The organism is Glaciecola nitratireducens FR1064 (genome assembly GCF_000226565.1).
Classification (GTDB): Bacteria; Pseudomonadota; Gammaproteobacteria; order Enterobacterales; family Alteromonadaceae; genus Glaciecola; species Glaciecola nitratireducens.
Genome location: NC_016041.1, coordinates 1,644,669 through 1,670,559, shown reverse-complemented (window position 1 = coordinate 1,670,559; position 25,891 = coordinate 1,644,669). Strand labels below are relative to the sequence as shown.

Below are 25,891 nucleotides of genomic sequence, written 5' to 3'. Positions count from 1 at the left end.
GGCAATTTCCTTATTGTTTGTATAGCGGTTCGATGTCACAAATGATCGTGATGCGTTCACCGTTCTGGTCATCGGTCATTTCTGTAGGCACCGTTCCATGCCAAAAATAAGCAGGAAAAATAACTAACTTGCCCGCTTTAGGACAAACATACTGATCAACTGTGTTTTCAGGCGTTTTATCTAAGCCTGATTGGCCAAAAGTAAGCCAACCTTTTTTAGTGTCATCTTCTTCATTTGTACTGGGCGGCACCTGTATATAAAGACAAGCTGAAAGCCAGCCCTTCGGATGCACATGGTTTACGTGATGACCGCTGCCATGAAGTCTCACAGACCAATTGCCTGACAGATGGAAGTCATCACTTTTTCTCAATAAAAATGGATGATTGGGATCACTGGGTAATTTCGCTATGTAATGGTTTACAGCACTGATAATCTGCTGCTTCAACATTTTCATTAAGGGATGTTCGCTCGATAAAATCTTTCCTGTTGTCTGCGTTCCTTTGCGAACGCTTTGATCCAAGGGATTATTTATTTCACCATGCAAACCACGACAGTGATCAACAAGTTTTTGCCATCCATCCTGCTCGCCAAGTTGCTCAATAAAAGACGCTTTTATATCTTGTTGCGTTACAAAGTTAGAATAATCGCATAACCACGGATACTGCTGTGGTGACGCTTGCTTCCAAATTACAGCCAAATAAGCCAAGGTCTCTTGATTGAAAGGTTCGAGTTTTGACGCAGTTTGCAGCAGTGCATTTGCCGAATTATATTGCTTATGTTTTAAATGAAACACCGATTTATCAATAAGAAATCGCGAGTTTTGTGGTTCAATTTTCAAACAACGGTCCAGTGCCGCTTGTGCTCGAGCATCATCACCAAGCCTAGTATAAATAACGGATGCAATATGAAGGACCATTGGATGATTGAGCAACTCACTCGGTATCTTGCGCAGAGTATCTCGGGCATTTTCATATTGGCCGGCGATAATTTGCAATTGTAGTTTGCTGCTCTGCATTTCCAAATGAGTGGGAACATGCGCTAACAACTTATCGTAGGAGGTTAAAAAGCTTGCCATACCTCTGGTTTCCCAAAATATTTTGTTGAGAAATTCATGTGCCACAATATTGTCAATTTCAAGGTCAATCACTTGCCACAAAACATCAATCGCGGCTGCAAAATCCTGTTTATCGTAGTGCAAGTTAGCCAAACACATGAGGGAATGAATGCTTTTCTTTTCAAGCGTCAAGGCCACATCATAAGCGCGATCCAACTCACCGATAGTGCGCAGAATATTGGTTTTTGTGATCAATAAATTATTAGTCAAAACACCCGTTTTACTTTGGAAATCATCCAAAAAAGCCAATGCTTCTTGAGTTTGGTCAGTTGATTCTAGCAACCTCGCGCAAAAGTCAGCGCACTTTGAGAAAGACTCAATTGGCTGGATGTATTCGCGCAACAGCTGTATTGCAAGTCGAGACTGTCTTAATTCTTCTAAACAGTACGCGTAGTTGAAAAGCGTGTTTGGATTTTGGTAACAGCTTTTAGGTAAACTGGCGAAGAGAGTCTTCGCTTCTTGATATCGTGACAGCACCATTAGTAATTTTATATGCAGAAGTATCACTGCATCATCGCGACCGTGCAGTTCGTAGGCTTTCAGCACAACATCTAAGGCTTGCTGCGTATCCGCACTTTGTATTAATAACGCAACTAGCTTCTGCCTGAGTGAGAAATCACTGGGCGCTTGTTCTAGGCTGCGCTGAGTTGAAGCAATGGTATCTATTAACGGTGACTGAATGCTCATTCCTTATACTTTCCCTAACTTTTATTTTGTAAATTTCACTAACGCAGTTAGCTACTTAGCACCTGTCTCTCAGTACATATTGTTGTACTTTTTCACGGCGTCTTCTAATTCTTGTGGTGTGTTAACATTCGAAAATACAGCATGTGAGTCAACCGCTAGCTCCTCTACTCGGTCGGCTTCAATAAGATATCTAATAGACATCCCAGCAGCACTTTCCAACAAGCTAATTCGTGTTAAAACTGCTTCACTTAGAAACAAGCACAAAGGCATCGGATGCTTATTATAAATACATGTGCATTGCTGACTTACCGAATGCTCTAATAAGGCCAATAGTACCTCAGAACGTAACAGAGGCATATCGTTGGGTATTATTAATACAATATCTCCAGCTTTTAATGACAAAGACTGAATGGCTGAGTAAATACCACCAACCGGGCCTTTGTCAGGAAATATGTCAGGAATATCAAAGTTAAGACCACTTATTACTACTTTATCTAAGCCGAGAGCATTCAATAAGGCAATACTGCGCTCCAACATGGTCGAACTTCCTACTGTAATTGCAGACTTATCCTTCCCCATTCTGGACGACTTACCACCGCTTAAGGCCAAACCAACGCGCATTATTCTTCCTCACAAAACTAACACAAGGGTTTATTCTAGCCCAAGCTCAGAATAGCAGCTACGCTAATCACATTCTTTTGAAGAGATAATCCAGTTTTGAGGGATCACTTGTTCATTTAGCACGACATCCGTTAGGCCTAACTGCTTCCCCTGCAAGAAATAGCGGGCGCTAAAGGACTGCAGTTTTTTGTCGCCCAGCGCCGCTGCAATATGAGCGGCTAAATTTGCATCAAGACTGGCGGGAAAGATGCGAACAGGACGATTTCCTTTTCCATATAGCGTAAGCAAACTACGCTCATAGTTGTTGAGATAATCATGAGCCACGCGCAGCAGTTCGCTTGCTCTAAATTCTTGCGTTTGGGTTTTATCATCTGATAGCAGGATCAGTTGTAGCGGCTTATTATTCGTTAAAGCACCAAACTGCATATTCTCACATTGATACATATGCGCTAAAAATCGCTTTTTCGCTGAATTTGTAGCAGGCAGCAAAAACTGGATATGCTGACTGTTTAAGTCTGTTAATTGATTAATGACGCTTTTGACTTCAGCAGCTGTCGGTTGCAACGATACTTTTCCCACTGGCGTTGGGCTCTGAGAAATCTGTGTTGCAACACCGGCGCTGGCTACTTGCTTCACAGTCGGCATTTCATCAGACTGCTTAAAAGGTTCAGATGGAACAGAATTAGACTTCACAGGAACTGAAGGTAATGTAACTAACTTTAAATGAGCTAATAATTTACTGTTTTGAGTCAAACGTTCTAGATTATCTTCGTTCTGTTCTCGAACTATTGAGTCCTGCTTTTGAACTGTGTCTTCTGCCGTATCTTGCATGTAGAAAACGTCAAATAACCACACGCCAAGTGCACTGAATAGCAGAAAATAGATGCAATTGCGGGCTTGCGAGTAAGAAATTAAGGTGTCATTTGTTTCAAGTTGATGAGAAAGCATAGTCGATCTACCAAGTCAGTTTACTTCATTAACGACTAATCGCCTGCAGAGCTGTTAATTCCATCTGCTGCACGACCTCTCTTAGTCTGGCTTGTTGCTCAAGCTGCCTCTGCCGAGCCTCGAGTTTGTTCGGAGCTTCGATGGTGACTGTTTTGCCCACTGGAGCAAGGAATTGCAGATCTTCGGCTGTCTTATCCTCTTGGATGTGCTGCTCCTTTGGGTTACTAACAAAGGGTGTACTTTCACCCACTCGTTCTTGAATATGTTCAGGTAATGCGTTTTTTGATATCACTATTTCCTGAATTTTTTGATTTAATTCAGAAATATCTTTGTGCATAATCGAGATTTGGTTTTTTAATTGTTTGATTTGTTCGTCTTGCTCATTGCTTTTCGCTGTTTTATTCAACGAATCACTTAGTGTTTCAGCTTTAAGCTTATGCAAATTATCACGCTGCTCCTGCAATGCAGGCTCTATCAATTTAGGCTGTTGACTTTGAAGTAACCAACGTTGCCCATGGCTTGATTGCAATACCAGATAAACAAGCGCGCTGATGCTGACGATGATAAATAAAAGGTTGCGAATAGAAGGCATATATTATTCCTCAGAATGATGCATGAATGATGCGTGCTGTGAGATTTTGCGCTGTGGTTTAACCATGCTAATAGCCAATAAAGCTCGACTCAGCGTTGCTGCTGGCAGTCCTACAACGGTTGTCATAAAGGCCATCGAAAACTGTTGTGTTAATACTGCAATCACGTCGTTTACGGTGTCGGGGGTTAAACTCTGTTTTGATAATGTGCCAATACCGAGGCTTATGCCCAATAAGGTAAAAGTTAACGCTAAGGTGGACATACCATTGGCTGCTTGCTGACCTATTTCAAACCAGAATACTTTTTGCTCTGCGCCAATCGATTTCCGATTAATTAAAGCAATTGCGTAGACAGCAAAAACAAGCAAAGGAGCAAACAGTAAGACGAAACTGTAGCTAAACACTTTTTCAACATAGCTTAACAAGTCAGCTAAGGTCATATTAGTCATATAGCTTGCTGCTGCTAAGACAATCAATATTACACCCACTATCAGACCCGCTAGTTTAAATAGGCTCGGGATCCATGTATCAACAGTGACTGCGCAGAGCCCAGTTGCATTGTTCAGGGAGTTCATTATCTGTACCCCGCCTTCGCACTAAGCACTATCTCATTGGTAACATTCACACTATTCAACCATTGATTCATCGCACTCATCTGCTGCTCTGCCCCTGCATGAACTAAAAAAGTCTTTTCATACTCTTTAAATGCGTTCTCAACCATTGACGACTTCGTGCTTAGAAGTCGCTCATCACGCAGCACCATTCTTTCCATATCCGCCAGTTGACGCTGTCTTTGTTGTAATCGCTGCTGCTTTTGTTGACCATCAAGCTTGGTGCTCAAAAAGTCAGATATCAGTGTTGCTCTCTCTCGTTCGAGGTTTTTAAGTGTGAACAATTCATTCGCGTTAACGACTTGCAATGAACATAGGAATAGCAGCGCAGATACAGTGATTGTGGTAGTGATATTTGTTAGATATTTCATGGTATTCGTCTCCGTGGTATTGATTAAAAAAAGAGGTCAGCCGCTTGGCTCGGTTTCGTGAAGTTATTAATAAGCACACCGTCTTCTGTTTCTTCATAGGCAAGACGAAATTCAATTGACTGTGCGTCAAGTGCAACAAGCTTTGCCATGTAGCTAATCATTAATGCTTCTTGATCCAATAATGACTGGTCGCTAGCCGCTTGCATCAGCAATTGCCTAACATACTCTTGTGCGCTCACTTCAACACCGTCAATCGTAGGCGCTAGCGATGATTGATGCTTACTAATCGCCTCTTTTAATTGCTCAATCTTGCCTAGGTTCATGGCAAACTCGTCGGCATAAGGACTGGCTTTATCGAGACGACCACTCAATAAGGTCGCGTCAACTTGAGCGATAACTCGATCCATGCGCTGCTTTGCCTCTTCTTGCTTCGCTCTCAGCTTTTGCATGTCTAAATTTGCTGACGAATTTTGTTGATGAAATAGCTTCCTCAAGACATCTTCATACAAATATTGCTTTTTATTCAGCGCATCTTGGCGCAGCGACTGACTTAGCTGCATATCGTCTAAGTAGCTGGATTTTATTTGTACTAAACTCACTCGCTCTTCTGTCATTTCATTTTCGTTTGCGTCTGCCAACAAGCTTTGTAAGGCTTTAATTTTGTCGCCTTTATTTGCAATGGCGCTTTCCAATGTAAGCAATTGATTGGCGAGCGGAGACATTTCAAAATCCTGTTGAATACGCTTTTCAATTAGGTTTGCGGGTAGCTTTATCAATGTTTCAGAAGCGACGGGTTGCCAATGGTTGTTGGCGTTCGCGTGTGCTTTTATTGGGGAAAGCGCAGCAATAAGAGCAACGCTTAGCATTAAAAAATAAACGGTACTTAGTTGCTTAACTATTATTGCGCTATTTATTGCGCTATTTATTGCACTATTTAACCCACTATTTAATGCAATATTTGATGCATCAACCTGCTCTACTTTATTCATGATCTTTACCTTTTCATGAGGTTTATTTTTAAAAGTCGTTTATGTAAAGTGACTCATCTAATTTGTATTACAAAAAGCGTTGATTAGTTTCTGAGCCAATAATCATTGCGCTTTAATTCATGTCGCAATGCTTTATTAATATTCAGCACGCTGAGTTGGTGAACTGACAGTTCGCTATGCTGCAAAAGCGCAACGGCGGTATCGACAAACGAGGTATAGTCGGCAAATAACAAATCTTGCTGTGGAAACTGTTGCCTAAACTGAGTCAGACTTTTTTCAGCCATTTGGGTTTCTCCTGCTTTTATAAAGTTCACAACCGCTAAAGCATTTAGCTGCATCGCCATTTGCTTGTCAGGATGCTGAGGAAAGAAAGATTTGTTTTCAATGCAACGCAAAGCTGCATTAGCCAATGCAATCTGTTGAGCAATATCTGCCGAATTGCCAACGCTGTTTTCCCGCTGCAGTACATCGGAGTGACATTCGGTATCAAGACGCTCTATGCTTGACGCTTCAGTTAACGTGTTGCTGTTTAATCGTCCTTGCAGCGGATCAACAGAGGCTTTATGCGGGGTACTATTACATCCAGTTAGTAATAGTGCAGCGCTTAGAGCCATAAAGAAGTAGTGTGTGGATATGGATGTAGATTTCATTTTATTCTCCCGTCATATATTACTGATGGTTATAAAATGATTAGGCTGTTTTTTTAAATGCTCTGAGAATTATTCAGCATTTTTACTTAAAAAAGCTGAATTAATTATCTGGGGCCACAAGCTTATGACTGATATATTGTGGATTCACAGCAATTTGTGAAAAGAACATCGCCAGTATTTCAACACTTGGTTTCTGTGCTTGCTCAAGCCGCGATAAATAGGATTTTAAAGCGGATAAATCGGCAAGGTCTAAGGAACGCTCGGTAACAATAAGAATGTATTCTCGGTCTACCTGCTGCTGTTGGGGTAAAGGCACAGTCCAGTGAAGCTCGTTATCAATAGCGATAGAGCTAAGCTCAATCAGGGTTTTGCTATCTGCCACTAGCCATATCTGCGGTATTTTTTGTGCGGTAATCAAGGTCAAGCTGCAAACACCGTTTAATGTTGCTGACGGTATTCGTGATACATATTGCTGCGCTACATGAGTCAATTGTTCCACCGCATTTGCATCGCAATGTAGACCGCTTTTTGTCGTTGTAACAAAACGAGTTTGTGGGTAAACAGAACTCATGTTCATCATGGTATAAACGGACCCGATGGCAATTATCATAAAAGCGATGATAATCGAGGCTGTTCTTAATTTAGCAGCGGATATTTTAGTCGTAAGCGAGGTCCACAAAGTGGCCTCTGATAATAAGCCTTTCGAAACACTTTTATTGCCCTTCATCCTCTCGTCACGCAAGCGATTTAAGCTCACTGAAGAACCTGTCGCAATAAATGCTATCGACGCCTCTGCTTTATCCTGATTTTCATTCGCAGTGCTCGATGGCAATAGCTGTGTAACATGTTCTTTCAACTGGATAGTGTCAATAACGGGATAAATAGCGCAATCTACTTCAGGAAGTAACTTATGCTGAACACCTTTCACATGCTCAAATGCTGCTGGCTGTTGAATCTTTGTTTTTTGCTGCCAATCACTCGTTTGAGCACCGCTGGCCGGAACAAAAAACTCAACTAAAATTCCTTTATTCATCCACAATTTTATTTGCGCAGATGCAGTAATACATTTCTCTGGAAGATGGCTTACCGCTTCAATTTTACCAGAAGAGGTATTGATCTGACCCGTTGCTATTAGCACGACGTCTCCAGGCGCAGGACTACCTTGACCTAATTGCACAGTTTCATGTTGAGCTTGAGCACTCTGCATGCTGCTTAAAATTGCATTTGCCTGAATAAAATGCGCTAAATAGAACGGAAGCTGCCAACTGCTGCCAACGTCGATATTTCGTGAAATATTGGCGCGGAAACTGGCAACGCCAAACTCAGACTGAATAAGGCCAGTACTTTTTTGCACAAACCGATGGTATGACGGACTGATTGTAGCTAAGTCTGTTGAACCACTGATCGTAATCACGGACTGTAAAGCACTATCCTGTAAATCAGTAATGCTCTGTATCGCAACAAGACCTTTACTAGTTGCTATAAACACATGGATGTTTAGTGACATTGCGTGGTGTGCTTCCAATATTTATTTATAATATTAATTTTCCTAACAGATTTGTGCATTAATCCTTGGCTATTAACATAGATACAGCTTCGTATTTGGACTCGTTAGCAAATCATAGGTATCGCTATCTTCTGTAATAACGATTTGTGCTTGGCCGTCTAACACATTTACAAAATGTATCACTTTGAACGAGTCGCCCTGCATACAATGCAGAAATATTCCTTTCGAATACGCTGACTGTCCAATCTGTGACTCTTTTAAGCTTAGCAAAACATGCGCTTGCGTGTTGTTGCTTTTATCTGGCTTTATTTTTAAATCAAAATTATCAGTCGTTCTGGACAATACTTTTTGATCCGTGCTCGCCGCAACTTGTTCGCCGCTTACAGCAATACTCATTCTTTGCAATATCCACTCGTACTGTGTGTATAAACTGACATTTTTTGCAATAACAAGCATCAACTGTTTTGATTTTTTTGCCATTGGAAAACACGCACATTGCACTAATTCTGCAAAAGAGACGCGTTTTTTTTGCGACGTCATTGCCTGCACGTTGAGCGCAGAACTTTCTTCTATTTGAGTTTCAGAAGTCCGACGCGTTAACTGTCTATATTGTTGTCGTATCACAAAAATCGAGGATTGCTTAGCGTCAACATCATGTCTTTTGTGTTTACTGCTGCCATTACCACCGGCACCATCACTTTGTTTGTTATTCATGTTTTAGTCCATGCCTTTTTACCAATTCACTTTTGAATATGAAAAGATCAGACCTAAAAATTGCTTCCAGTGAGCCGAATTGTTCGTTTTTATTCTCTATCTGCTTAAAAACCGCTTCGTTTATATCGTGGATCAGTTTTGCACCTTGAACGATTTGCTCAGCGCCTTGTTCATAAATATCTGCTGCATGATAGTCATTATTATTTTTGAAACCTGCACGATTATTTTTTGCGAGCGCTTTTCTTGCTAAGCCAAAGAAATTATTTAGCGTGGGAGACTGCAATAACCACCGGCTAATATGGGTAAATGTCAGCTCAGATTTACCTGTTTCTTTTTTACTTATATCAAACAAACGCTCCAACATTTGTCTAAACTCTGCCTTTTCTTTGCGCTCTACCAATAAACCAAGGCCCTGTGATAATACCGTTAAACACCTTGCGTCCTTGTGCTCATACAATATTGCAGCGCAACATAAAAGCGTATTGGCAGCTTGTTTACGCCAGCTATCTAACAGCTCAAGATACATTGCGTAATCCTGTTCAGGCTCGTCAATTACCACCACATTTTTGTCTCTACCGTGTTGAATAATGGCGTTTTGCCATCGGCCAAATACTTCTGTTCGCATTACCGACAGAGGAAACTGAGTTGCCGACTGCCTTAATTCAAATAACAGAGCAACATATGCATACTCTTTTTTGGTGACAAATTTAGGTTGGTCAACTAGCCATGTTGGCGGCGTTAGTATTTCTCCATTCGATTCAAAGACAGCACCATAGAGCCAAACAGCGCTGCTTTGGTCGTCCTCATCTGCACTATTATCAGCGCCTACGATGGGTAAATCTGTTTGCCCATGAGCAATTTCGCGAGAAATATTGACCTGCTCGTAAGCAAATTGATAATCAATAATGTCAACGAGTGCACTCTCAAATTTGACATAGCCCTCTTCATTAATGGATGAAGTCCAAAACTTAAGGACAGCGTTATCATTAAGTTTTTCTGTATCACTGTTTTCGCTTACCCATTGATGAATATAACGATATTTTTGCTGTAGATTAGCCGTAGGCAAATGAGCTTTTAAAAACTCATATAGTTTTTTTTGTAAATAGCTTGCTAATTTACCGACACACTTTTCATCTGAAGTAGATAAATGACTTTCGATATCCTCTAATGTACCTTGAATATTACTCACTAATAGTTCTAATAACGCGCTCAGTAACATGACTCTTGATGCACTGATTGTAAATGTCTGTTTCGAAGAGCGAATAAGCATGCCCATTTCATTCAATGAAACTAAAGGGGCACAAGAATTCAGTTTCGTTAGCGGGGCAATAGTGTGTCTAAAGTGGGTAGGCGTTATTGCCTCCTCAATCCAAAAAAAATGCAGTAAACCTTTACTGTGTTCTTGATGCCGCACTATTGGCCAACACAGATAGGCGAGTTCTAAACAAGCTTTGCCATAGTTTCGGCACAGGAGATATTGCGCAAGTTTATCGATTGTCTTTGTAGCGTACTTGTATTGATGAATATTCTCAGTTTTGGATGCCTGCTTTTCTTGATACTCACGCATTGACAATGTGTCTCTGAGCATCTCGAATTCAGCCTGCAGTGTTGCGCTCACACCGTATTCAATAATATTAGTCATTCGGCATTTCTACGACAGCTTTACCGTTATCTAGCTCAGGCTTGAGTGTAATATCAATAAGAAAACCATTCACACTTAACTGACTTTCTAGCGGCAAAGGAACCGGCCCCACAATGCGAGTATTATTAATTTTCACGTCATACAATCGACTCGACAAGTGCAGCCAAACTTCACCCTTCAGATCAACGCTTAACACTTCATCAAAATGATCATCAGCTTCATGCTGTACTTGGCTTTTTCGCCATTCGGACTCGCAATACCAAACATACTTGCCAAGTGTAAATACCAGATAAAAGCGCTCTTTACTCAAATACCAGCAGTGGTCTGCATATTCAGAAGGGTTTATAAAGCTCTTTGACGAAGACAAGTTAACGGCAGGTAATATTGCGTTTTGACATAAACATAGCGCGATACTTTGATTTGATTCTAAACAACTCACTTGAAAACCAATCGTACCCAGCTCATCAGGCGGAGAAAGGTGAATTTGGTCTATTTCAGCAAGAATGTATTCCTTGTGTTTTTCACACGGTCGATATTGCAGCCACATGCCGTTCGTAGTGCCGATATCCTCGGCGGTAAACCCATTTGCTTGCCTAACAATAACGATACTTTGATGTACGCGAGAAAGCGTGTCTTGTGGCAATGTAATGTCTAAGTTTACAACAGATTGGTCTCGAGGCTCGCTTCTGCCTATGCGCATCACGTCACTGCAATTAATTTGTATTCGCTGGCTCGGAGAACTCATAATGAGACCAGAGCATTTCAATGCTTTGTGAGCTGAAATGCGTTTTATGAGGTTTTTGGTAGAATCAATTTGCAAGTCAATCAACGGACGATTGAGAGTTGCATGGCTTTCACACAATTCAAGCGCGATGTAGGCCATCTCTAAGGCCGCAAAGAGTTTACCTGATTGCGCTAATTCAATCGACTTTGATACAAAACCTTTGAACTGTTGACGCTCATCCTCAATTAAATGATGCTTCGATAGTTGCTCAGCTATAGCAGCTTCGAGCGCCTGTGCAGCAAGATTTGACGCATTATCTTCGAGTGATTTTTTTACAAAAACATTGGCTGATTCAATCTCATGGTTTTGCAGTAATTGCTGCGCGTTATCAAACCAAATATCGCCCTGCCTCACTCGCTTTTCCCAGTATCCCACCTGTTGTAACCATTTATCTCTGCACAAAAACGGCAAAGGAATAAGCCTAATTATGTGTATTAATCGAAGCCACTTAGCACTCTGATTTGTTGATTCGTACACATTTAATTTAAATTGAACCCATGACCAAAATGCCACTAATGAGAGTGCAATAAATAAAAGTAAAAATACGCTCCAAACGACAAATAAAGGTATTGAATATGCCGAAACCGACCTCGTGCTCTCAAAGAGATTTTCTTGCGGAATATACTTGCTAGAAACGTCGACTTTCATGCGTTGGAATAGACGCGAAATTTGTTCACGAAAGACGCTTGGTGCAATAAAAGTAGAGAGTTCAAAAGTAATGTCTTTACTTGGCATAAATAGATTTAAAAAGTGCAGCGTTGTTTTCTCTTCAAGCAGTCTTGCTTTTACCCCGTCAGTAAGAGATAACGCCATTCCTGAAATGACGTCGATTTCTTCAGGCGTAAATTGCATCAGCCTTAGCTTATAAACGTAGCGTTTTTTTATATTCGCTATCTGGCTTGCTAATTGCTGAGCATTGCGGTCGGCAAGCTCTGATAATTTTTGTAAATGTATGGAGTACGCACTTTCGGTTTGATTAGCGCCCGCAGTTGATGCTTCTCCTTCGTTGTAAAATGGCGTGGCCGCAACATGAGTAAAGCTTACTGCTGTGGAAACGGTATCGATTGCTCTGACTTCCAGCGTTATTCTGTGTTTATCGCCGCGGTTCTGATATTGAACTTCAAACAAAACCAGTAGATTGACCTTGAATTGTCGATCCTCGATTACGCTTAATAACTCCGTTAGTGAAGCATATCCGCATAATGCTTCAACGCAGTTTTCGAGAGTCGTATCAGCTGAAATGATATCAATATTAGCGCCGGTAAACTGTCGATTAAAGGCATCAATAATGATATCTCGTGAATCAGCGCTGATAGTCGTATTGCTATCGGGCATGACAATCACTCGCCAGTTCTCTGCACTTACTTTTGCAGAAAAAATACCAAGCGCGAAAAAAAACAAAAAGACAGCTTTATTCATTTACTTCCTCTACCAACCTAAATCCTGTGGTATGTGATCTAACTGTTTTCTTCAAAAAATCATCGATTGAAATAGCTAAGTCAGACTTATCGCTTAACCATGAACCTCCTTTTACGATGGCTAAATCGCATCGCGGCGCTAAATTAGACTGTGACGACAACGCACTTCTCGGCTGAGGGCAAGTGGCCGTCCATTCTTGTACATTGCCATGCATATCGTATAACTGCCAGCTATTTGCGGTAAAACTGCGCACAGGCATCGTGGTGTCAACACGACCCTGGTTAGCGCTGCTGCAGTTTTTGCAATGTGCACTATTCATTTGCATTCTTGTCCCCCAACTATAAGTCTTGGAGCTACCATCTACCGTGCCTGCTGCAGCAAACTCCCACTCTTCCTTGGTCGGTAGGCGCAGTTCTGAGTTGGTTTGAGCAGACAACCAAGGAATAAACTGCTCCGTAATATCATACCAACTGACGTTAACGGCCGGATGTTGCGGTAGAGAAAAAGTGCGATATCGAGGGTCGGTGGATAGCTTCGTTGATGTCGCACACTTACCATCACTTACACAGGCTGAATATAGCTGGTTAGTCACCTCGAATGACATCATTCGAATTCGTGCTTCGTGTAACTTCGTAGCTTCTGCGCCGAGTGCTACTGTTTGTTTCGGCAATAATAGGAATTCAACTGGAATGCCGTCTGCGACGGTTCTATCTGTGTTGCCAATGAAGTAACGTGTATCCGACAGCTCAAGTTGTTCGCTAATAATGTACGGATTGATGTCAATATTAATTTTCTTTGAAACCGTTTTATAGCCATTTTTGCTTACTCGCAACCAATATTCACCTTTCTGAACATTCTCGTTGCTTACCGGTATCCCTTGCATAGATTGCAGCACTACGTCGGCATCTGCGGGCTGCACCTGCAAAATGACCTGTATATTGCCGGCTGATATAACTAATGCACTGCTATTTTTTATCTGTATCTCGGATATATCAGTCGCAATACTCGAATCGGAATGAACGCGTGTGTTGCTGACGTCAGTTGATAAGTTGTTCACAGCTAACTCATTATCACTGTTGTTTAACACCACAACATCTGAGTTATCTTGGCTTTTTCCTGTTTTGTCAGACTGCAGCCACCAAGGTAACAAAAAAGCACACACGATAATAAAAACAGCAGATACGAAACGGCCTCTAGATTTGCTTTTAGTGCCTGTAGCTGTCGCGTTTTGTTCAATGCTCTTGCTAACTTTTGCCAGCAGCTTGCGCTCAATAATGTTGGATAACTCTTGAGTTTGTAAATTGAGCGTCGCGCTCCCCAGTTCAATTAAATTTCGCTTACTCTCCTCTGACAGCCCATCCATTTTCGTAGGTGTGCCTATTTTTTGTAAAGCTGTATTGATTGCTTCATTGACTTGCTGCACCCACAAAAAAAACGCAGCGGCATTTGCGTTTTCGCGTGCTAATTGAGACTGCGTGTGTTCAATATATTGGCTCAACCATTGCGGAGAATAAGTTTCATGCAGTTCAGCCTTAGCCAACAGCTCTAATCGAGTAAAATGAAACTGGTTTATTTCTCCTTCCTTTAACAGAGTGTGTTTAATACTTTCTTTTATCGAATCAATATTATTGTTAGCTGTTGCGCGATTTCCCCAGACTCGGGTGGCTTCAGGATCATTATTTTGTCCTTTACCGTTGATCTCATCTTCAAATCTTTTCAGTATTTTTCCGATAGAGTCGGCCATCTGTTTAGCTGATTCAGGTCGCTGTTCCGGTCTTGTTGACAAACCAAGTGCAACAAGGTTGCTCACCGCGTCATCAATTTTCGGATTCAGCTTATTTAAGGGCTGTTGTTTTTCGCTAAATTGCTCTGCACTTATACAACGGTACATCAACGCCGCTACTGCATAGATATCGCTTTGCGCAGTCACATTTTGAGCATCGGCTAATTGCTCTGGGCTTGCATAATATTGGCTGCCAATTCCAGTTTTACCAAGCTCCGACATAACGGTATCGTCCGATTTTTTTGAAACGGGCAACGCCTTCGCTATCGAAATACCAAAGTCTGCAATGAGCACTTGGTCATTGTCATCTAGTAAAATATTCGCGGGTTTGATATCAAGGTGAACCAGACCTGCAGCATGAATAGACTCCAGGCCCGTTAAAATTTGCTTTGCAAAAAGCAAGGTTTGACGCGTGCTTATTTTGTTTTGCGCGCCTAACAGATCTGCTAACGATCTTTTGTAATAAGGCATTACAATAAAAGCTTGCTTTGATTCAGTAAAATCAAATTCCATGAATGGGACAATATGAGGAGCCGATGATAATTGGTGTAAAATTTTACTTTCACTAATAAAATCTGTTTGCGGCTTTTTCGCTTCGTGCTGGTGCCCTTGGAACGGTTCACCATAGATGTGGCTACCGGTTTCTATTGGGGAGTCAAATACTTTGATCGCCACCTGTATCGAAAGATTGGGATCTTGAGCGAGATACACCTTACTGCTTATACCCCGCGCAATCAGTCCATTAATCTTATATTTTCCAATGCTTTTTAACAAAAATTTAGCCCTAAACCTATTTAATACAGCTCAAGTATGAACTCATTTTTATAATGTCACTCTGGCAAAGCCTAGCCCTATTAATATCAAAAAACCACATGCACAATGATAAAAATGATGAAGCGTCATTTATTTATAAACATGCTTGAGAGTTAAGCAATAATTGCGCCTACTTTGCACAAAAGAAAAAGCGCATTCTATAAGCTAATCGACTGGCGGAATCACCAGCCTTGCTGAACTGGCGTAACTGATGCGGCAAAAGATGCAGAGTTGTTTACGTTGTTTCTATTTAAGATAAGAGCACTAGAAATTCGGCTCAAATCATCTGCAGTATCATTGGTTTTAGAAAGGCTTAAAGGTGGCTGTTCAAGCTTTTGCTCAGTTTTACGCTGGTATCTTGTCACGTTATGCATTCGAATTGACTGCAGGGCGACAATTAACTGTCGTTTATTTGCAAGTTCCGAGCTAAATTTATACTGATTAATTTTCGCTGCGCTCGCTTGTGAGTTGCTTTTTTCCGTCAACGAAATTGCAATGAGGTAAGTTAAAATAATACCGCCAATCGTCACTAGCGTCATCTGGCTCGCAGCCAATAGCCTAGGCGTCAGATAATAGCTTGATGAAACGCGCTTTTTTTTCGATGCTTTTTGCTGTCTACATTCAATTTTCATAAGCGTAAAGTGCTCATATTTTCATGCTGTCTTCGAAAGCAGCCCGCCATTTATCATCCATAATAGTAAGCGATAAATCGAAAGATCTAAACTGCTTCTGTAATGCTAATGCTTGAGAAACATCGGTGTCCGTTGGCATTGCTATAACCAATTTTTGCATAGTATCAAGCTTGCTCATTGCAACATCCTTCAAGTGCTGATCATAAAACTTGGAATTAAAATAAAAGATATATTGTGTTGCAAGTGCTTCGTTTTCCGCTTGAGTATCTTTTGCTGAAGAACTCGTTTCGGTAAGCACGAACTCAGGCACAGTGACAGCCTTTATTTGCTCTCCATCCGCTGATTCAGGAACACCAATAGATATCAATGCAACTAGCAGCAATGAAAAGAATGCCATGGAAAGTGCCAATGAAACCTCTGTCATCGCCTGTGTACTTTGATCTTGAGCGTTGTTTAACTGCATCTTATTTTCCTTCGTATCTTCAAAAAGCATCACTTAAAGTTGAATATGAAAGGGTTAGCGCATTTTTTGCCTATAGAGCTTAAACTTTTAAAAATAAATCGAAAACAGCCGCCAATACGGGCAAATATATTCGAATGCCAGTCCTATTGAATAGCATTAATGCATCGTATACTCTTTGACTACTGATTTGTTGACTGTCACCTCTTGGCTAAGCTCAATGAATAAGAATACGCAGGCTACAATGGGTAACTCAATTTAGCTTCAAAAGGAAAAATAATGAAAACGAAAATAAGGAACACTAGCATAGCGTTGGGCTTCGGATTTGCGCTAAGCGCGATTTCTGCAGGAACACTTGCTAGCGAAGATGGCAGCAAGAGCCAGGCTCCTGTTGACAAAAGCCTCATTACTTATGAGGACATATTTAATATCGAATACGCGTCTAATCCTGTTGTTATGCCTGATGGTAAAACAGTGCTATACGAGCGCAACAGTATGGACATTATGGTAGACGCCCAGCGCACAAATTTGTGGACAGTTTCGCTCGATGGCACTCAACACATGCCTCTAATATCTAGCAAAGATAGCCATTACGGCGCGGTGTTTTCTCCAAACGGTTCTAAAATGGCGTATCTATCAGGTAAAGAAGGCGCAACACAAATATATGTGCGAGATATGGCCAGTGGCATGACGGCGCGTGTAACCGATGTAGCAATGCGACCCAACAGCCTCAGTTTCTCACCCGATGGCCAGCAATTAGCCTTTGCAATGTTTACCCCCTCTAAACCTAAATCGTTATTCAGTTTGTCTTTTAAACCTAAGGACGCAACATGGGCTGACGACGCACAATATATTGACCAAACATTGTTTCAGCGTGATGGCGCAGGTATGAACCGTCCTGGGAATATGCAAGTTTATGTGGTTCCCGCATTTGGTGGCACACCTCGACAAATAACATCAGGCGACTTTGATTACGGCGGTCAGTTAATGTGGACTCAGCCTGGCAGCCACATCGTTATGTCAGCCAATGTTCGTGCAGACAGTGATTTCGATATCTTTAACAGCGATTTACTTTCGGTTGATGTCAAAGATGGCAGTGTAACGAAGCTAACTGATTCAACGGGCCCTGAAAGCAATCCTAGTTTGAGCCCTGATGGCAAGCTAATCGCGTTCACGGGTTTTGATGACAACGGTAAGTCTAATCAGATTGAACGTCTTTATGTGATGAATACAGATGGGAAAAACGTGAAAGACCTGACCCCAAATTTAGACCGTGCGGTAGGTAACGTAAAATGGGCCGATAATGGCAAGGGTTTATACTTTAGCTATGACAATGCAGGCAAAAAACACGTCGCTTACGTGACCTTATCGGGCAAGCTGACAGAGAAAACCGACGCATTGGGAGGCCTTAGTCTAGGCCGGCCTTATACATCAGGTGATTATGATGCCACGGAAGACGGACGAGTGGTGTTTACTCTATCCACCGGTGATCGTCCTGCCGATTTAGCGGTTTTAAGCAAGCGTGGTGACATGCGTAAACTCACCGACTTAAACAGCGATATTTTTGGCCATAAAACACTTAATAAACCCGAACTCATCAAAGTAAAAAGTAGCGTTGATGAGCGTGAGTTACTGGCTTGGATCGTCAAACCGCCGAAGTTCGATCCAGCAAAGAAGTATCCTCTGATTTTAGAAATTCATGGTGGACCTCACACCGCATATGGGCCTGAGTTTTCGACCGAGATACAAATGTTTGCTGCGGCGGGCTACGTTGTGGTTTACGGTAATCCTAGAGGTTCTACTTCAATGGGTACTGAATTTGCCAACCTAATCGATAAAAACTATCCATCTGAAGATTACAACGATTTGATGGACATGGTCGACGCCACAATTGCGAAGGGTTACATAGATGAAAGCAATCTGTTTGTGACAGGTGGTTCTGGCGGCGGCGTGCTAACAGCATGGATAGTCGGCAGTACAGATCGTTTCAGAGCAGCCGTTGTTGCAAAGCCGGTCATCAACTGGATTAGTATGATTGGTACAAGTGATATATACACCTTTATGGCCAAATACTGGTTTACCGATTTACCTTGGAATGATGTTGACCAATATTGGGATCATTCACCACTTCGCTTAGTTGGTAATGTCACTACCCCTACTATGGTACTAACTGGAGAGTTAGATGTTCGAACACCTATGAGTGAAAGTGAACAATACTACGGTGCTTTGCGACTTGAGGGCGTCGAGAGTTCGCTCGTGCGTATCCAAGGCGCCTATCACGGCATAGCTGCTAAGCCATCAAACCTAAGTAGAAAGATTGGTCATATTATAGCTTGGTTCGATAAGTATAAAGACGCAGAAAAAAAATAGTTTTTGGTACATCAACACAAAAAAGGCTAGCACGGGAAACTCCTGCTAGCCTTTTTTATGAGCAGTTAACATCATCAATAAGTACGCCATATTTATACACAAAAACAGACCTTAACGCCGAGCACGTTTGTGAGACGAAGACGGTAATGTAAAACTAAGAAAAACAATGTGTGTTGCATAGTTTGCTCATAGCGTCTACCCTTTCTACACTGCAGATATATTAATTAACTGGCACTAGCGAACAGGTAAGCACTATGATTGAATTTTCATTGAACGGTAAAAAGATAAAATCCGATGCAGAGGCCGATACTCCTTTGTTGTGGGTTATACGCGACGAGTTCGACTTAAAAGGAACTAAGTTTGGCTGCGGGATTGCCATGTGTGGTGCATGCACAGTGCACCTGAACGGTTCGCCAGTGCGCTCATGCTCGCTTCCGATAAGTAGCGTCGCGAATGCCGAAATCCGCACGATTGAAGGTTTAGAAGGACAACACCCCTTGCAAAAAGCGTGGGTGGAGCATCAAGTACCACAATGTGGCTACTGCCAATCAGGACAAATTATGCAAGCCGCCGCTTTACTTGCCACTAACGCTAACCCTAGCGAAGAAGAAATCGTTTCCTACATGAGCGGAAACTTGTGTCGCTGCATGACCTATGCACGTATTAAAGAAGCCATCAAAGATGTGGCAACGCAATCAGACACAGTGGTCAAGATTTACAATCCAAAGATAGAAGAAAAAAACACTCAGGGAGTTAGTTAATATGACTCGATTACGCAAAGACAGTGTAGAACAAAGCCGCCGTAACTTTTTAATTGGTACCGTGGGTGGCGGTCTAATGATGGCATTTGGTCCCAGCATTCATGCGCTTGAAGTTGCTACAGGCAGCGCAGCAAATCAGCTATCGGGCAAATTATTTAGCCCGACAGTATGGTTTGAAATTGATACCAATGGACTGATTATAGTCAACGTCGCGCGCGCTGAAATGGGCCAACATGTGGGCACAGCAATAGCACGTATCGTTGCCGACGAATTAGGTGCAGATTGGAACAAGGTCGAAATTAAGCATGTTGATACAGACCCCAAATGGGGTTACATGGTGACTGGCGGTTCTTGGTCGGTATTTCAAAGCTATGTGCCTATGTCCCAAGCTGGAGCAGCTGGACGCACCGTACTAATTGAAGCTGGCGCGAAGTTACTGGGTGTGGCTCCAGCTGATTGTAAAGCAGAAAATAGCATGATCGTCGCGGGCAGCAAGTCAATTAGTTTTGCCGATGTCGTGAAAAACGGCAAGATTGATCGCGTATTCAGCGCGGATGAATTAGCCGAATTTAAACCAAAGAGCCCTGCAAGCCGTCAGCTAATAGCAAAGCCCAGCCAAGCACTAGACATTCCTGCTAAAACAAACGGCAGTGCGAAATATGGTATTGATGTAGAACTGGCCAATATGGTCTATGCAAGACCCATCATACCACCGACACGACATGGCAGTTCAGTCAAAACTGTTGACGACACTGATGCCAAGAAAGTAAAAGGCTATCAAGGTTATGAGATACTGAAAGATCCCAGTGATACTGTGCAGGGATGGGTAACTGTATTGGCCGACACTTATTATGGTGCGGTTAAAGCAGGTAAGGCAATTAAAGTTTCATATGACTTAGGCGAAACGGCCAACGTAAGTGAACAAAATATTATTGATGAAGGTGTATCACTGGCTAAAGATAAAAGCTCAGGCACGCTTGTCGTTGACAAAGGTGACATTGCAAAAACAGCTGAGGCCGCTAAAACATCCCTTGAATCTGTATACAGCACTTCGTCAGCCCTACACTTTACATTAGAGCCTGTGAATGCAGCCGTGGAATTCAAAGACGGTATTTGTCACGTGCATTGCGGCAACCAATGGCAGTCACTGTTTCTGCCTGTTGTTGCCAAAGCCGTGGGCATGCCAGAAGATAAAGTAATTATTCATCAATATTATTTGGGTGGAGGCTTCGGTCGTCGCTTAGCTGGGGATTACATGATACCGGCAGCCTTAACAGCGCAGGCGGTTGGCAAACCGGTTAAGCTCGTATTTACCCGTGAAGACGATACGCTCTTTGACTGCGTGCGCTCTCCTTCTGTGCAGCAGATGAACGCTTACTGGGACGCAGACCAAAAACTAATTGGTATCGAACATGGTGCTGCGGCAGGCTGGCCGACCTTAGCTATGGCTCCTGGCTTCTTGCCAGAAGGCGTTAATGGCAAGGGTAAATATGACCCGTTCTCGATTTCAGGTGCAGACCATTGGTATACGCTCGAAAATCATCGAGTTCGTGCCATTAACAACACGCTGGCACAGAAAACATTCGTGCCAGGCTGGTTGCGAGCGGTCGGTCCTGGTTGGACAGGCTGGGCAGTTGAGTCATTTATGGATGAAATTGCCCATGAGCAAAAAGTTGACCCCATCGACTTTCGCTTATCTTTACTGGATGCCACAGGCAAAAACTCAGGAACAGCACCGGTTTCTGTTGGCGGAGCAAAACGACTAGCAAAAGTCTTAACAGAAATCCGAGAACGGTCCGACTGGGGTCGCTCTCTGCCGAAGAATCAAGGCTTGGGCATTGCAATATCAGCAGGTCAAGAACGCGAGATGCCAACTTGGGGTGCCTGCGTTGCGCACGTTGAAGTTGATCCAAAAACCGGTCAAGTTAAAGTACACAAATTGACGGGTATCTTGGACTGCGGAACTGTCGTTCATCCCGATGGCGCATTAGCCCAAACGGAAGGGTCTATGCTGTGGGGCCTAAGCTTAGCTTTATTTGAAGGTACAGCCTTCGAAAAAGGCCAAGTAAAAGACACAAACCTGAATACCTACACGCCGCTTAGAATGAACAACGTTCCAGAGTTGGATATCAGTTTTGTACAAAACACAGAATTTCCCACAGGCTTAGGCGAACCCGGTTTGATAGCCGTCGCTCCAGCAATTGCTAACGCAATCTTTAACGCTGTAGGAGCCAGAGTGAGAGATTTGCCGATTCGACCAGAAGCGGTATTGGCATCAATGCCAAGCTAAACCAAATCAGCGCGCTATCGCACCGATAGCGCGCCCTAAAATTAATGGGGTCAGTGTTAGTTATTATTAGTTTACTGACGCTCATCTAGCTTACCAAAAGCAGACACAGCTAAGCCAGCTGAAGCTGCGCTGCAGGTTGTTATAAAACATCCCCACATCCAGTCAATCAGTGATATTTTCAAAGACCAATTTGCCAAAATTGCATAATTCGTCAGATTATATGCACCGTAGGCTGCTAGCCCAAGCACTGCGCCTCTAAAAGCCACAATCACTAGCTCTTTGGAAACCAAACTAGTTTGCTGCGACAATGACGCAAAGCTCGGTTGAACGGCTAAAATAACAATACTCAAAGAATAAATCAGATAAAAACTGACCCATGGCCAAACGGGATATTGTGTGCGCAGCAAACCCTGCATTTCTTGCTGATAAACCTCATCTGCAACAATCCCCAACCAAATACCATCCATGATCCCAAAACAAATGATGATGGCGACAAATGAAATTAAAACTGCTCTGAACATATTATCAATCCTTTGCTTATCAAATTTATCTTGCGCAAGAGTTTTACCAACTCAAACTACAGCTTTTTAACGTTATCTTTACTATTTCGATCGATAAAGCGAACAAAGGGGTCAACGCCAACATAGGTAAATGGCTTGTTAGTCGTAATGATAATGCTATTTTCACCCGAAATTAACTGATGTTTTTCTCGATAAACTATTTCATTTATTAAACTAAAATCGTTGGGGTCACCGCTAAATAACACAATTTCAACAGCGTCATCGAAGGCTTGTTCTGACTCTTCGCCCTCCCCACTCGCTCTAAATTTCTTAGCCGAAACGTTTAACGTGAGTATGTATTCTTCATCTTCTAGCTTTTTCACATCAGCTTCGTTGATTTTCAAATCGTAAATACTGATTTGATTAAATTGATCATCAATAAACGCAAAATCATCTTGCAAAGCAACAGTCTTGATTGCGGCAACTAAATCAAGCGTAGTTGGTTGTGCGGCGTCACTAAACTTGAATTTAGCAATCAGGCTCTTCAAGGCCTTGTTCATATTTTCTTCGCCAATTCTGTCACGTAACGCCATCATGACAACGGCGCCCTTACGGTAATATATGTAAGGCTGATTCTCAGCGCGTAGCAGCGGCATTTCCTCTAAATATTCATTCGCTCTGCCGCGCAAATAGCTATCGAGTTCGAATGTTAGGAACTTACGTATTTTTTGTTCCCCATACTTTTTCTCCATCACCATTAATGCCGCATACTGAGAAAGCGACTCGGATAGTACGGCACTTCCCTGCACATTGGCGGCATTAAGTTGATGACCAAACCATTGGTGCGCAACTTCATGCGCCGTCACATAGTAAACGGGATCTATTTCCTTCTTATCACGCAAGTCTGAAATAAATCCGATATTTTCCGAATAAGGCACGGTATTGGCAAAACTCTGAGCAAAACTACGATAGCCGGGAAATTCGATAATACGCAGCTGTTTATGCTGATATGGCCCGAATGCTTGAGTAAAATAGTCCAATGAATCTTTAGATGATTCAATCATGCGCTGAACGTTCCAATAGTGATCGGCATGATAATAAACCGCTATTTCAACTCCCTTATGCATTTCCTTTTTGACGTCCAATTCTGCAGACATCACGTTGAAAAAATTGACCATAGGGCTGTCCATCTCATATTCGAAATAGCGACGACCGTCTTGTTCCCACTCTTTTTTCAAATAGCCAGGCGCAATCGCAAACTGATCATCGCTGGTCGACAACCTTACTTTAAAATCGATGAGCGCTATTTGCGGCCCAAAGAAACTTTCATTGTATCGACGTGTGTCTTCGAGCGGGTAAGCTCTGCGGGGCGGCGGTAACTTGCGTTTTCTACGCTCATGTTGGTCGCTGATATAAAACCCTTGGTTGACTCCAAATGAAGGATATAAACTCAAATTTGAAATAAAGGTGCCGTTGCGAACAACGCTTGTGTCTTCACCTCTGTCCTTAAAACCTTTGTGTTCGCGCACCACTCTTATCGTTCCCTGGCGCTGTTCGCCCGGTTGCATAGGTTTATCAAAAGTAAACCATGCCGTATCGAAAGCTGCGTCTTTTTTGCCCAAGCTACCGCCTTCAATATTCACTTCAGACACTGGACTAAAGTTGGGATAGTTAACGAGGAACTTCTCAATGGGCTTGCTTGCGCGGTTTTCAACAATGATTTTTGTTATGGTCTCAATTCTGCGTGCGCTAGGAAAAATAGCAATATCAGCATCGACGGAAATAATAATAGGCGTAGGATCGTCTTCATACTGAACAAACGTTTTTTCATAAAATTCCTGCTCAGCCAATCCTGCATCTTGCGTCGTAAAATGATTCACCACTTTCGTGTTGTAGTGAATAATTGACCCTGACCCCATAAAAATTAACAAGCAGATGGTAATTGCAGTGAATCCGCCTCGTCCTATTTGATAGGGTAGTGTTTTAAGTCTTGCTCGCAGTCCACTGTGAGGGCCTCGGTGCCACAAACCAAAGCTCACAATGCTGAACACAACAGCCAGCGAGGACCAATATAGCAGGTACCAGTTTTGCGTGGTTAGTGTCCAACCGTAACCATTCATATCTGAGTATTGCATGGTAGGTGTCTGACCAAAGTTAAACATATTGTGTTCAATACCGATTTGACTAAACACAATAGAAACAAAGAAATAGCCGACAAATAGCAACATACCAATATATTTATTCGGGCTCATTGTTTGTAATAAGAAAGAAAGGACAATTAATAAAATCAAACTGCTCGCACCATAGTAAAACAACGACACGATGTATTGAGCGATATCGAGATTGGTATAACCTAGAGCAAGCTGATTGATGACTGTCGCCACCATACCAATGGTGAATATACTGATAATGACTAAGCAAACTGCAATAAATTTAGAAAGCCAATACGTTATGTTAGCAACGGGCATGCTATCAGTAATGTCTCCCATACCGACGGAGCGCTCGCGCCAGATAACTTCGGCACTGTAATAAGTAATTACAATGATATTGACAAGACTAAATGCGTTTTGAATCAGTTGCACCATTGTCTGCGTCAGCGGCCAGTTAGAGGCGCCATAGAATCCTCTGGGATCAAAGAACTGTGCAACCAGATTAAAAGCACAAAACAACATGAGAATGGGAAACGCGGGGCTAAATACAATCTGTTTAATCTCGAATTTGGTTCTTGCCAAAAACTGCTGTAGACCCGAACCCGGCAGATATTTCATTTTGCTCAATGGCGTTTTAGGCGCTTCAATGAGCGTCTTTCCTTTACTTGCCTTTTCCCTATTTGATCGTAGCGTCAGAGGTGAAAATAGACTTCCCAACACGAATAGGCTTGCTAAGCCGATACCAACCCAAAGCGCGCGATTTAATACAACTTCTTGGCTTAGCTGCACCGTTATTGTATTTTTATCGAACGGTGTCCAATAGCTTGTGACTTCTCTGAACGTATTAATACCGAATGGATCTAGTAGGGAGAGTATTTCTCGTTGATTTGGTTCGTCAAAAATCGCCGCCGAAACAACATAAATAATTAACAAACCCAAGGCGGTAAGGTATACAGCCATAATGCTGCGAAAACGAAGCGCAATAGCATAAAATAAAGTCGAAAGAACAAAAATTGTAGGCACTGAATAAATAAGAAACGGCGCTACATAAAACGCAAGATTAAAACCGCCAAGCCTTTCTTGATCAAGCCATGGCATTAATGAGCCAATAACCAATGCAAGAGGCACCATTGCAAAGACAGTCAAACACACAAGAAAAGCACCAAAAAAACGCCCCAATTTGTACGCCGTCGGCGGTATGGGCTTTGTGCAAATAATCTCTGACATCATCGAAGTGTCATTTCTACTTGCCGTATTAGCAACAAAATTAACGACCACAAACATCGCAAATAGGCCAAAACGTAGCATTGTTTCAGCGATTGCATACGGGCTATTGATATTTGTATTCCCACCCCTACCTAAAGATATTTCCTCAATCGTTATCGCCAAGTAAGGCAGCAAAAAAAACACCAAACAGGTCACAATAAAAGAGGGCTGTTTAATATAGTAGCGCCACTCGAATGCGAGCATCTTTAAAAACATTTA

20 protein-coding genes are annotated in these 25,891 nt (G+C 42.2%); 3 read left to right on the top strand and 17 right to left on the bottom strand.

Annotation, left to right across the window (positions count from 1 at the left end; all coding sequences use genetic code 11):
• Positions 1-10 precede the first annotated feature (10 nt).
• The 15 genes from GNIT_RS17675 to GNIT_RS07190 all read right to left on the bottom strand — a co-directional run bounded on the left by GNIT_RS17675 (position 11) and on the right by GNIT_RS07190 (position 16,338).
• Positions 11-1,801 carry a 2OG-Fe(II) oxygenase family protein gene (locus GNIT_RS17675; protein WP_014108517.1) on the bottom strand — a complete coding sequence of 597 codons (1,791 nt, stop codon included), beginning with the start codon at positions 1,799-1,801 and terminating at the stop codon, positions 11-13.
• A gap of 69 nt (positions 1,802-1,870) precedes the next feature.
• Positions 1,871-2,422, bottom strand: coding sequence for a molybdenum cofactor guanylyltransferase (mobA, locus tag GNIT_RS07255; protein ID WP_014108516.1), 552 nt, complete (start codon positions 2,420-2,422; stop codon positions 1,871-1,873).
• A 63-nt stretch (positions 2,423-2,485) separates the two neighbouring features.
• The gene (locus tag GNIT_RS07250; RefSeq protein ID WP_014108515.1) at positions 2,486-3,370 is read right to left on the bottom strand and encodes a hypothetical protein; all 885 of its coding nucleotides are present in this window, start codon (positions 3,368-3,370) and stop codon (positions 2,486-2,488) included.
• Positions 3,371-3,398: 28 nt separating this feature from the next.
• Positions 3,399-3,962, bottom strand: coding sequence for a hypothetical protein (locus tag GNIT_RS07245; protein WP_014108514.1), 564 nt, complete (start codon positions 3,960-3,962; stop codon positions 3,399-3,401).
• A gap of 3 nt (positions 3,963-3,965) precedes the next feature.
• On the bottom strand, positions 3,966-4,535 hold the full coding sequence (locus GNIT_RS07240; protein ID WP_014108513.1) for a hypothetical protein: 570 nt from the start codon (positions 4,533-4,535) through the stop codon (positions 3,966-3,968).
• Positions 4,535-4,942, bottom strand: coding sequence for a hypothetical protein (locus tag GNIT_RS07235; protein WP_014108512.1), 408 nt, complete (start codon positions 4,940-4,942; stop codon positions 4,535-4,537). Before GNIT_RS07235 ends, GNIT_RS07240 begins: the two co-directional genes overlap by 1 nt.
• A 23-nt stretch (positions 4,943-4,965) precedes the next feature.
• On the bottom strand, positions 4,966-5,931 hold the full coding sequence (locus GNIT_RS07230; protein WP_014108511.1) for a hypothetical protein: 966 nt from the start codon (positions 5,929-5,931) through the stop codon (positions 4,966-4,968).
• A gap of 83 nt (positions 5,932-6,014) precedes the next feature.
• On the bottom strand, positions 6,015-6,581 hold the full coding sequence (locus tag GNIT_RS07225; protein WP_041246341.1) for a hypothetical protein: 567 nt from the start codon (positions 6,579-6,581) through the stop codon (positions 6,015-6,017).
• Positions 6,582-6,681: 100 nt separating this feature from the next.
• Positions 6,682-8,088: a hypothetical protein gene (locus tag GNIT_RS07220; RefSeq protein WP_014108509.1), complete on the bottom strand. Its 1,407-nt coding sequence runs from the start codon at positions 8,086-8,088 to the stop codon at positions 6,682-6,684.
• 72 nt (positions 8,089-8,160) lie between these two features.
• On the bottom strand, positions 8,161-8,802 hold the full coding sequence (locus GNIT_RS07215; protein ID WP_014108508.1) for a hypothetical protein: 642 nt from the start codon (positions 8,800-8,802) through the stop codon (positions 8,161-8,163).
• Positions 8,795-10,444 carry a hypothetical protein gene (locus GNIT_RS07210; RefSeq protein ID WP_014108507.1) on the bottom strand — a complete coding sequence of 550 codons (1,650 nt, stop codon included), beginning with the start codon at positions 10,442-10,444 and terminating at the stop codon, positions 8,795-8,797. The genes GNIT_RS07215 and GNIT_RS07210 overlap by 8 nt, the downstream gene beginning before the upstream one ends.
• Positions 10,437-12,647, bottom strand: a complete 2,211-nt coding sequence (locus tag GNIT_RS07205) for an FHA domain-containing protein (RefSeq protein ID WP_014108506.1) — start codon at positions 12,645-12,647, stop codon at positions 10,437-10,439. The genes GNIT_RS07210 and GNIT_RS07205 overlap by 8 nt, the downstream gene beginning before the upstream one ends.
• Positions 12,640-15,204 carry a bifunctional serine/threonine-protein kinase/formylglycine-generating enzyme family protein gene (locus GNIT_RS07200; RefSeq protein WP_238526950.1) on the bottom strand — a complete coding sequence of 855 codons (2,565 nt, stop codon included), beginning with the start codon at positions 15,202-15,204 and terminating at the stop codon, positions 12,640-12,642. The genes GNIT_RS07205 and GNIT_RS07200 overlap by 8 nt, the downstream gene beginning before the upstream one ends.
• Positions 15,205-15,425: 221 nt before the next feature.
• Complete coding sequence (locus GNIT_RS07195; RefSeq protein ID WP_014108504.1) at positions 15,426-15,875, bottom strand: hypothetical protein; 450 nt, start codon at positions 15,873-15,875, stop codon at positions 15,426-15,428.
• 13 nt (positions 15,876-15,888) lie between these two features.
• Complete coding sequence (locus GNIT_RS07190) at positions 15,889-16,338, bottom strand: hypothetical protein (RefSeq protein ID WP_014108503.1); 450 nt, start codon at positions 16,336-16,338, stop codon at positions 15,889-15,891.
• Between the two features lie 276 nt (positions 16,339-16,614).
• Here GNIT_RS07190 and GNIT_RS07185 point away from each other — a divergent pair, with 276 nt between their 5' ends.
• The 3 genes from GNIT_RS07185 to GNIT_RS07175 all read left to right on the top strand — a co-directional run bounded on the left by GNIT_RS07185 (position 16,615) and on the right by GNIT_RS07175 (position 21,756).
• Positions 16,615-18,705, top strand: coding sequence for a S9 family peptidase (locus GNIT_RS07185; RefSeq protein WP_014108502.1), 2,091 nt, complete (start codon positions 16,615-16,617; stop codon positions 18,703-18,705).
• A gap of 254 nt (positions 18,706-18,959) precedes the next feature.
• The gene (locus tag GNIT_RS07180; protein WP_014108501.1) at positions 18,960-19,466 is read left to right on the top strand and encodes a (2Fe-2S)-binding protein; all 507 of its coding nucleotides are present in this window, start codon (positions 18,960-18,962) and stop codon (positions 19,464-19,466) included.
• Position 19,467: 1 nt separating this feature from the next.
• The gene (locus GNIT_RS07175) at positions 19,468-21,756 is read left to right on the top strand and encodes a xanthine dehydrogenase family protein molybdopterin-binding subunit (RefSeq protein ID WP_014108500.1); all 2,289 of its coding nucleotides are present in this window, start codon (positions 19,468-19,470) and stop codon (positions 21,754-21,756) included.
• Positions 21,757-21,827: 71 nt separating this feature from the next.
• Here the strand turns inward: GNIT_RS07175 and GNIT_RS07170 are convergent, their stop codons facing one another.
• Positions 21,828-22,277 (bottom strand): DUF2177 family protein, encoded by a 450-nt coding sequence (locus tag GNIT_RS07170; RefSeq protein ID WP_014108499.1) that lies wholly within the window; start codon positions 22,275-22,277, stop codon positions 21,828-21,830.
• 56 nt (positions 22,278-22,333) lie between these two features.
• Complete coding sequence (locus tag GNIT_RS07165; RefSeq protein WP_014108498.1) at positions 22,334-25,888, bottom strand: ABC transporter permease/M1 family aminopeptidase; 3,555 nt, start codon at positions 25,886-25,888, stop codon at positions 22,334-22,336.
• Between the last annotated feature and the right edge of the window lie 3 nt (positions 25,889-25,891).